The 8,433-nt window shown below is 67.4% G+C and carries 9 protein-coding genes; 7 read left to right on the forward strand and 2 right to left on the reverse strand.

The window, feature by feature from the left end; translation table 11 throughout:
* From JWP60_RS18050 to JWP60_RS18075, 6 genes are all read left to right on the forward strand, one after another.
* On the forward strand, nt 1-772 hold a 772-nt coding region (locus tag JWP60_RS18050; RefSeq protein ID WP_363320897.1), incomplete at its 5' end, for a LysR substrate-binding domain-containing protein.
* 61 nt (nt 773-833) lie between these two features.
* The gene (locus JWP60_RS18055; protein WP_299794542.1) at nt 834-1,775 is read left to right on the forward strand and encodes a LysR substrate-binding domain-containing protein; all 942 of its coding nucleotides are present in this window, start codon (nt 834-836) and stop codon (nt 1,773-1,775) included.
* A gap of 77 nt (nt 1,776-1,852) precedes the next feature.
* Entirely contained in the window at nt 1,853-2,818 is a 966-nt protein-coding gene (locus JWP60_RS18060; RefSeq protein WP_299794545.1) for a tripartite tricarboxylate transporter substrate-binding protein, read from the forward strand.
* A 22-nt stretch (nt 2,819-2,840) separates the two neighbouring features.
* On the forward strand, nt 2,841-4,127 hold the full coding sequence (locus JWP60_RS18065; protein WP_299794548.1) for a M28 family peptidase: 1,287 nt from the start codon (nt 2,841-2,843) through the stop codon (nt 4,125-4,127).
* A 200-nt stretch (nt 4,128-4,327) separates the two neighbouring features.
* Nucleotides 4,328-4,654: a hypothetical protein gene (locus tag JWP60_RS18070; RefSeq protein ID WP_299794551.1), complete on the forward strand. Its 327-nt coding sequence runs from the start codon at nt 4,328-4,330 to the stop codon at nt 4,652-4,654.
* 124 nt (nt 4,655-4,778) lie between these two features.
* A complete protein-coding gene (locus JWP60_RS18075; RefSeq protein WP_299794553.1) occupies nt 4,779-5,117 on the forward strand; it encodes a hypothetical protein in 339 nt (112 codons plus the stop codon).
* Here JWP60_RS18075 and JWP60_RS18080 read toward each other — a convergent pair.
* Nucleotides 5,114-6,049 carry a LysR family transcriptional regulator gene (locus JWP60_RS18080; protein ID WP_299794556.1) on the reverse strand — a complete coding sequence of 312 codons (936 nt, stop codon included), beginning with the start codon at nt 6,047-6,049 and terminating at the stop codon, nt 5,114-5,116. The two genes, JWP60_RS18075 and JWP60_RS18080, sit on opposite strands and share 4 nt — an antisense overlap.
* Before the next feature lie 73 nt (nt 6,050-6,122).
* Here JWP60_RS18080 and JWP60_RS18085 point away from each other — a divergent pair, with 73 nt between their 5' ends.
* A complete protein-coding gene (locus tag JWP60_RS18085; RefSeq protein ID WP_299794559.1) occupies nt 6,123-6,815 on the forward strand; it encodes a hydrolase in 693 nt (230 codons plus the stop codon).
* A gap of 113 nt (nt 6,816-6,928) precedes the next feature.
* On the opposite strand, the gene JWP60_RS18090 is transcribed toward JWP60_RS18085, so the two are convergent.
* A complete protein-coding gene (locus tag JWP60_RS18090) occupies nt 6,929-8,029 on the reverse strand; it encodes an ABC transporter substrate-binding protein (protein ID WP_299794561.1) in 1,101 nt (366 codons plus the stop codon).
* Nucleotides 8,030-8,433 lie beyond the last annotated feature (404 nt).

Raw genomic sequence — 8,433 nt, forward strand, 5'->3', positions numbered from 1 at the left:
CGTGCCCACCATCGCCTGCCGCGCGCTCCTGCCGCGGGCCCGGCGCATCGTGGGCGAAACAGGCCTGCTTGCCGGCGATGCCGATCCGGCCGGGCTCACCGGTTCGTTTCGCATCGGCTCGATCTCGACCGCGCTCACCGGTCTGCTCACCTCCGCCCTGCGGCAACTCACGCGGAACGCACCGCGCCTGCAGCCCGCCGTGGTGCCGGGCACCTCGCGCACGCTCTATCGGGCACTGCAAGAAGGCGAACTCGACGCCGCCATCGTCGTGGCGCCGCCCTTTCCCGTCCCGAGGTCGCTGGACGCCTTGCTGCTGCGGCGCGAGCCGCTGCTCCTGCTCTCGCAGGCCGATCCGGGCACGGACATCGGGGCGGCCGTGCGGCGCGGTCCCTACATCCGCTACGACTCCGATTCCTGGGGTGGCCAGCACGCGGAGCGCTATCTGTCGGACCACGGCGGAGCGCCGGCCCCGCTCTACGACCTGGACGCGCTCGAAGCCATCGCCTTGCTGGTCAGCGACGGCGTGGGTGTGAGCCTGACGCCCGACTGGTCGGGGCTGCGCCGCCTGGCGCCGCACTGCCGCATCACGTCGGTGGGCGACGAGCGCTACGACCGCCATCTGGTGCTGCTGTCGCAGCGGCGCTCGGAGCGGCCGCAGATGCTGGAGCTGCTGAAGACGGCGTGCCTCGCCTCGGCGGCCGCCCTCGAGGGCAGCGGCAAGACGCCGGAGATCGGCGCATGCCAGAATCAGAGCTCGGCCACTCGAACATGACTCCCCACGATTTGCTCGTTGCCGCACCGGGCAGGGCGGCGCCGGACCGCATCGCGCTTCGATGAAAGGGTCGCGAAATTCCCTGACTTCGCTGCGTGTCTTCCTCGCTGCTGCTCGCCGCCTCAATTTCAGCCAGGCTGCAGAGGAACTGCACCTGACGCAGAGCGCGGTCAGCAAGCACGTCCAGTCCCTGGAAGAGCGGCTCGGGTCGGCGCTGTTCAAGCGCACGCCGACCGGCTTGCGGATCACGCATGCCGGGGCCGTCTATCACGAGAAGGTGGCGGCTGCGCTGCGCTTGATCGAAGAGGCGGAATCGGAGGTCGCGCACCCGGACGCCCGGGTGAACCTGAACATCGCGGTGTCACCCTCGTTCGCTCAGTATTGCCTGATCCCGCGCATGCGGGAGTTCTTCGAGCTGCACGCTGAAGTCAGGCTGAACCTCCGGCCCAGGCTGATGATTCCGCGCGACCGGCAAGAGCGCTTCGACGCGGAGATCCAGCTGCACGGAGGGCAGGTCGCCGGCATGACCAGCACCTACCTCTGCGGCCGGGAAATGGGACTGGTGCTTGCCCCGTCGCTGCTGCAGGGCCGCCGACTGCGCAGCCCCGACGACCTGTCCCGCGTCACGCTTTTGAAGCGCGCTCAGAGGGGCTTTGGCTGGGACGAGTGGCGCGCGGCGATGGACACGCGCTGGGACGGTCCCGATGATCGCGCTCCGGAATACGAGGGCTTCAGCATGCTGTTGCCCGCCGTCATGAACGGCCTGGGCGCCGCGATCGTGCCTCTGTGCCTGGTTGGCGAGCAACTCGCGGCGGGACTCCTGGTCCGTCCCTTCGGCGAAACTGTGACCGGCCGGTATGGGTACCACCTGATGCGGCCCAGGCCCGACCCCGGCGGCCCTTACCTGGACACCTTCTGCGAATGGGTTGCCCGCATGGCCGCCGATCTGCCCGAGGGCGACCGAACGCCAGGCAATGGCCGAGGGCATTCCGCAACGGAATAGGGCATGCCGATTCGTTGCTTGGCGCCCGCAACGGCGGCCCCGAGAATGCCCGGCAATCTCTACTCTCGACCGATTCAATGCGACTCCTTCCCCGTTTCGTGCTGCCGGCACTCGCACTGGCCCTGGCGACCTTCGGCGCCGGCGCGCAGCAGCAAGCCTTGAGAATCGTTGTTCCGTATTCGCCCGGCGGCAGTTCCGACGTGCTCGCGCGCGCCTTCAGCGCCGAACTGGCCAAGGCATTGGGTGAGAACGTCATCGTCGACAACCGGCCGGGCGCGGGCTCGCTCCTGGCCACCCAATACGTTGCCACGCAACCCGCGGACGGCCGTACCCTGTTGCTGGTCGATGTGCCGTTCACCATCGTGCCGGCGCTGTATCGGGAGCGCGTCAGGTACGACGTCCAGAAGGACTTCGTGCCGGTCTCGCTGATCGGCGAATCGCCGACCTACCTGTTCGTGAACGAGGCTTCGCCTCTGCATTCCGCGGGCGACCTGGTCAAGTCGGCGCAAGCCAGGCCGTCCACGATCACCATCGCCTCGGGCGGCAACGGCTCGCTGACGCACCTGATGGCCGAACTGTTCATGATCAACACCAGGACCCGGTTGGTGCACGTCCCGTACAAGGGCGCCGCGGGAGCCATCACCGATGTCGCGGCAGGGCACGTGCAGGCGATCATCACGACGATGGCGAGCGCCGGCGGCCTCTACCCCGCGGGGCGCGTCCGCGCCCTGGCCGTGTCGGCGCCGCAGCGCCACCCCGAGACCCCCAATGTGCCCACCTTCGAAGAAGCGGGGGTGCCCGGCATGAACGTGGAAAGTTGGTGGGGTGTGGTCGTTCGTGCCGGGACGAGCCCCGCCGACCAGGCCCGCCTGCGCGACGCGATGCATCAGGTCCTGAGCCAGCCCGCCGTGCGCGCGCGCATCCGGAACGCCGGCGTGGATGTGCCCGCCGACACCAGTGCCGACGCGCTGCGCAAGACCGTGAGTGCGGACGTGGTGCGGTGGCGCGAGGTGATAGAGCGCGCCAACATCCACGTGGAATGACCGACAGCCAGGCGACGCTCACGTGAACACCTCCTTGCAGGCGTGGCTGGATCAAGCCGCGATGGATCCCGCGCTGATGCGCGATTTCGAACGCATCTGCAGTTTCGGCGGCCGCCTGGCGGGCAGCGGCGAAGACTCCGCCGCCCTGGACTGGGCGATCGCCAGGCTCGGCGAAATCCACCCCGGTGCGGTCCGCATCGACGTGCCCTTCGAGGGGTGGGAATGCGACCACGCCGAATTGCAGCTCTTGCCTTCGGACGTGGGTTTGCGTTGCCGGCCGCTGCTGCGTTCGGCGTCCACGCCCCCGGAAGGACTGGAAGCCGAAGTCGTCCACCTCGGGGCAGGGCGCCAGAGCGACTTCCAGGCAGCGGGCGACCGGATCCGGGGACGGGTTGTCCTGGTCGATCACGAGTACCCGTTTTCGCCGACGCACTTGCATCGGCGCAGGAAGTACGACATGGCCGTTGCCGGTGGGGCCGCCGGATTCCTGATCGCCAATCCGCTGCCGGGCGCCGGTGTGCTGTCCGGTTCGTCGGGTCGGGGACGCGGCAAGGCGGGCATCCCCGCGGCTTACATCGACCGGGAATCGGCCGGGCAGATCGTGTCGGCCGGCGCGAACTCGCGGGTGCGTTGGACCATCACCGGAAAGGAACGCGAAGGCTCCCTGGCCGGCGTCGGTGTTCTGGACGTCCCTGGCGAATCCGAGGACCGGATCGTCATCAGCGCGCATATCGACGGGCACGACCTGGGCGAGAGCGCCCTGGACAACGCGACCGGCGTGGCCTGTGCGCTGGCCGCGGCGCGGGCCCTGTCGACGCACGTCGGCCAGGGAACGCACAGCCTGCGCATTTGCCTGTTCTCGGGCGAAGAGTGGGCGCTGGCGGGTTCCCGGACCTATCTGGAGCGCCTGGACGAGAGCGAGCTCGCCACGTTGAAGCTGAACCTCAATCTCGATACCGTGGCGGGCGACGACAAGCTGACCGCGCTGATCAGCGATTTCCCGCGGCTCGCGCCCTTCGTGGCAAGCGCGGCTTGCGCGGCCGGCGTGCCACTCGATTGCTACCTGCCCCTGATGCCCAACTCCGACCACGCGAACTTCGCGGCGCGCGGAATCCCGGCCTTGCGTCTGCTGGCCGGCTTCGACCGGCCGGACTCCCGCGTCAACAACATCCTGTCGGCAGGCGATCGCAGGCCGGTCGTCGCGGAGAAAGAGCTGCGGCAAGCGCTGCGCGCAACCATTGCTCTGGGCTGGCTGGGCCTGAAGGCTTCAGCCGGCGAGCTCGATGCGCTGAGGATTCGGCTGGTTTGAGAGGTGAGGGGGCCGGTGACCGGTGCAGGGCGGGCGCGGAGCTGCGCCTGCCATGCTCGCTCAGAGGGATGTGTTGACGCGGACGAGCCAGGCCGTCGCGCTGGAACGAACTGTTGCAGACAAGGCCTGCTCTTTTCGCAGCGCGATGTTTGCGTGACATGCGGCGCGCACAGTGGATGCATCACCTCAGGGAGCAGGTCATGTCCACTTCGATATCGTTCGCGACTCTACTCGGCGCAGTGGTCGCTGCCAGCGGCTATGGATCGGTGCCCGCCGCCGAGCCAGCGCCCGTGGCACCACGGGCCATTGAACAGATCCGGCAGGCGCGCGTAGAGCTCTACTGCGGCCACGACGCGCAGGGCATCGCCGGCATCGAGGCAGCTTGCCGCGAACTGCGGGCCGCGGGCGGTACAAGCCGCATGACGGCGCTCTCGGCCCTGCAGCAGGCGAGCTTCCATGCGCGCCACCATCGCGCAACTCAAGCGCAGGAGGCGCTGGAACGGGCCGTCAGTGAATTGCGGGCCTGAGGGCGCTGCTCTCGCAGGAACTGCCCGAGCGATGAGTGAGAGCGAGGGCAGGGGTGCTTCACGTTAAGGGTTCGTTCAGCAGCCGCCGCGCAAGATGACTTCACCAACTGTGAAGGAGCTTCCGATGAATGTCCCGTACCTCGCGAAAGCGGCGGCCCTTGCTGCCATTGCCCTGGGCTCGCTGGCCGTGGCCCAGGCGGCGCAGGCCCACACCAACGTGTACTTCTCGCTCGGGGCTCCCGCGCCCGTGTACGCCGCCCCCGAACCCGTCTACGTCGTCCCGCAAGCTGCGTACGTGGCGCCTGGCACCGTGTACGCCCCGGCGTTCCCCGTCTACGTGGACGCCGGGCACCGCGACTGGCGCTGGCGCCAGGAGGAATTGCGGCGGGAAGAATGGCGCCGGGAACACTGGCGCCGCGAGGAGTGGCGTCGGCATCAACATCACGAGTGGGATCGGCACTAAGCTGGTCGAGTGGGAGGAGAACGATGGCGAGGGTTCAGGCGCCCCGGAGCGTTGAGCCATTGCATCAGCGAGCGCCCGGCCGGCCCGGGCGGCGCGTCCTTGCGGTGAATCGCGCGCATGGGGAGCACCTGCGTTCGCGGGGGCGCGCCTTCCACGTCGATCTTCACGAGCCTGCCGGCACGGACGTCCTTCTCGACGAGGTGCAGCGGCATCTGGCCCCAGCCGAATCCGGCCTTGAGGAAGGCGTGTTTGGCCGCGAGGTCGGAGATGCGCCACGTACTGGTCGAGAGAACGCCGAAGTTGTGGCCCTGTGAAAGCGGCGTGGGATCGGTGAGCACGAGCTGCACGTGCTTGATGATTTCCGCCTGGGGCACGACACCTCGCCAGGCCGAGAGCGGATGCGTGGGGCCCACGACGCTCACGAACGGGATCTCCAGGGACGGCGCAGACTGGAGTTGATCCGGAACGGTGGGCAGTGTGCCGACGATGCCGATGCGGCAACGCCCATCGAGCACCAGCTGCGTGACGCCGCCGAGCGCCTGCACATGCAGTTGCAGTGACGTGTTCGGATATGCCGCCTTGAAGCGGCCCACCGCCTTCGTCAGTGCAGCCATCGGATAGACCACGTCGACGGCCACGGAGAGCTCCGGCTCCAGTCCCTCCCGCATGGCGCGTGCGCGAGCCTTGAAGGTATCGATGTTGTCGGCGACGCCGCGAGCCGTGAGCAGGAGCTCCTTGCCGTGTGCCGTGAGGCTTGGATAACGAGAGCTTCGATCGAAGAGCGGCAGGCCGATCTGCGCTTCGAGATTGGCAAGCGTATGGCTCACGACCGACTGCGCGCGTCTGAGCCTGCGTGCGGCCGCGGAGAAGCTTCCCTCGTCGGCGGCAGCGATGAAGGTGCGCAGTTGGTCGAGGGTGAGGCCGTCGAGCACCTATCGATCCTGACGATGGATTCCATCGAATGATATCGGCTTCACGGGGGAGGCAAGGGCGCGCATCGTTCTGGTGCCCTTCAACCCCTCCGACGGAGAGTCAATGGAAAACCAGCGCAACCCCAAGGCCGGCCTGCAGGCCATGCTGACGCCCGACAACTGCGTGCTCGTCCTCATCGATCACCAGCCGTTCCAGTTCGCGGGCCTGCGAAGCCACGACACGCAGACGGTCATCAACAACGTGGTCGGGCTCGCCAAGTCTGCCAAGGCGTTCGACGTGCCGACCCTGTTCACGACCGTCGTGCAGGAGAAGGGGGGGCTGCTGCTCAAGCAGCTACAGGACGTCTTTCCGGACCAGAAGCCGATCGACCGGACGTTCATCAACACCTGGCAGGACGAGCGCGTCGTAGCATGGGTGAGGAAGACCGAGCGCAAAAAGATCGTGATGGCGGCGCTGTGGACGGAAATCTGCCTGGCCTTCCCTGTGATCCAGGCGCTGGGTGAAGGCTACGAGGTCTACTTCGTCACCGATGCCTCCGGCGGCGTCAGCCTCGAGGCGCACGAGATGGCCGTGCAACGCATGGTCCAGGCCGGCGGCGTGCCGCTCACATGGACGGTGTTTGCGGCGGAACTCCAGCGCGATTGGGCGCGCACGCGGACCGTGCCCGCTTACGCTGCGATGCTCCTCGATCACATGGGCAATGTCGGCACGAGCCTGATGTGGGAGCAGCAACTCCTGAACGCACCGCGGGTGAACCCGTCATGAAAATCGGCGCACTTGGTGCGGGCGGGATTGGTCAGGCTTTCGCCGCGCCACGCGGCGAAAGCCTGCCATGAAACTGAGCGCGCCGCCCGTCGTACAGGCGCGGCGCGGCTCGATCAACGCTTGAACTTGCCGTCGGCGCCGATGATCGACAGGTCGGCGAAGTCCAGACCCGTGTGGTCGTCCGGTCCGTAGCTGACCTCGAGGCCGCCCAGGTCGAACTTCTTCATGCTCTCGAGCGCGGCGACCAGTTTCGCGCGCGTGGGATTCGGGCCGGCGCGGCGCAGGCCTTCCACCAGCACCTTGGCCGAGGCATAACCCTCGAGCATCGCGGGGCTGAGCTCCAGATTCTTCTCCTTCGCCAGGCCCATCGCTTCCTTCACCACGGGATAGGCGACGGAGCGCTCGGACGGGAACACCTGCGTGACGATCACGCCACGCGCGTCGGGGCCCAGGCTCTTGATGAAGCCGGTGGACGCGTTGTTCGACAGCGTGACGACCTGCGCCGCGGATTTCGCGACGCGCAGTGCCTTGATGCCGTCGGCCACGGTGTTGCCGGAGCCGAGCCACACGACCGCCTGCGGATCCTTGCCCGTGATCGCGGGAATGATCGTCTTGTAATCGGGCTTGGAACGGTCGGCCTTGATCACCACCGCCGGCTCGATGCCCGCCTTCGCAAAGCCCTTGTTCGCGCCTTCGAGCGCGTCGGTGCCGAACGAGTCGTCCGCGTAGACCACTGCGATGCGCGTGATGCTCAAGGTGTGCAGGTGCGTGATCGCCTTCTCGGCCTCGCGCTGGTAGGTGGCGCGCACGTTGAACACGTGCCGCTTGATCGGCTGGTGCAGCACCATGGCGCCGGTCGACGGACCCACCAGCACGACGTCGTTCGCGTCGAGCGTCGGCACGATCGCTTCGTTGTGCGGCGTGCCGCGGGTGAGGAACAGTGCGAGCACGTTCTTCTGCTCGATCAGGATCTTGGCGTTCTCCCCCGCGAGCTTGGGATTGAACTTATCATCGAGCGAGAGCAGCTCGATCTTCTGCCCGTTGATGCCGCCGCGTGCGTTGACGGCATCGAGGTACAGCTTGGCTCCTTCGGTGGTTTCCTTGACACCCGCTGCGACGGTGCCGGAGAAGCCGGCCGTCTGGCCGATCAGGATCTGGGACAGGGCCCAAGCCGGCGCCAGCGCCGCGACCAGGGTGACGATGATTCGTTTCACGGGTACTCCTCCACTCCACGACTGCGCGGGGATGTGACCAACTGTAAGCAGATGAGCTGGCGATGTCTACTTTCCTATGCCCTCGGAGTCGCTGCGCGTTGCGCGGAAGAGAAGCCGGCCAACTGGCCCGGAATTCCGTGTGTCTGCCCGCATGGCTGGCACGATGCGTACAACCTGCTGCCGCTGAACCAGAGTTCTGGAGCCAGTAGCGCAGCGCCTGGCGCTGACTGGTGGCCGGCAGCAAATCTGACCAAGCTGCTTCCGACCAACAGAAGTAATGGCAAGTTGCGCTTCGCGAAGTAAAGGGCGGCCTGGGGCGCGATCGGGCGCACGCGCAGGCCCGCCCGAGAGCCAAACCGGCTCGAGTTCCGCCGGATAGGGGGCGCTCAGTGAACGGCCACCGC

It is taken from the genome of Ramlibacter sp. (genome assembly GCF_028291745.1).
GTDB lineage: Bacteria > Pseudomonadota > Gammaproteobacteria > Burkholderiales > Burkholderiaceae_C > Ramlibacter.

Bases quoted from the DNA above. Each gene is read 5' to 3' on its own strand.
- JWP60_RS18075 (WP_299794553.1), top strand. From the start codon at position 4,779: ATGAATGTCCCGTACCTCGCGAAAGCGGCGGCCCTTGCTGCCATTGCC.
- JWP60_RS18055 (WP_299794542.1), top strand. From the start codon at position 834: ATGAAAGGGTCGCGAAATTCCCTGACTTCGCTGCGTGTCTTCCTCGCT.
- JWP60_RS18070 (WP_299794551.1), top strand. From the start codon at position 4,328: ATGTCCACTTCGATATCGTTCGCGACTCTACTCGGCGCAGTGGTCGCT.
- JWP60_RS18060 (WP_299794545.1), top strand. From the start codon at position 1,853: ATGCGACTCCTTCCCCGTTTCGTGCTGCCGGCACTCGCACTGGCCCTG.